The organism is Arthrobacter sp. Y81, assembly GCF_002929335.1.
GTDB lineage: Bacteria > Actinomycetota > Actinomycetes > Actinomycetales > Micrococcaceae > Arthrobacter.
In genome coordinates, this window is sequence record NZ_PJIL01000099.1 from 1 (window position 1) to 526 (window position 526).

Sequence of the window (526 nt, forward strand, 5' to 3'; positions counted from 1 at the left end):
ATTTAGTTGTAATTTTATGAAAAATAAAAACTAGGGTACACATTAAAATAAGATGCATGCGTGAAATAGGAACTACAATAATCAATTTACTCGAAAAAGACAAAAGCCTCATCAAGATAATTGAGTCTCATTTATTATACACTTTACTAGCTAACAAGGCCATTCTTTGGTACGTAGCTCCATGTTTAATTTCTCTTCTGTAGCAACAAAGTTATCCTGTACTTTTAGTGGACTGCATTGCAGTTGGTGTTGGGGCTAATAGGGTAAGGGATGCGGACACCACATGCACCAGGGAGAGCAGCTGCCTTTCCGTAGTTCATTCCTTTAATGGAAGCAGCAGCAGATTTGAGGCAAGTGCATGCAGTTTTCCTGTCAGCCGGGGTGGCGGCTGCGCTGTTTAGGGCCCTAATCCCACCACAACATGCCGGGCTTGGGCCAGGACCTCCCCTAAGGAAGCCAATGCACGCTGCAACCTTGCCCGAAACTAAGCCACAGGTCACAGCGGCCTCCGCATGTGGTGCAAGCA

1 protein-coding gene is annotated in these 526 nt (G+C 45.6%); it reads right to left on the bottom strand.

Annotation, left to right across the window (positions count from 1 at the left end; translation table 11 throughout):
• Positions 1 to 224 precede the first annotated feature (224 nt).
• A partial coding sequence (locus CXQ91_RS25920; protein ID WP_146072444.1) for a non-specific lipid-transfer protein occupies positions 225 to 526 on the bottom strand: 302 nt, incomplete at its 5' end.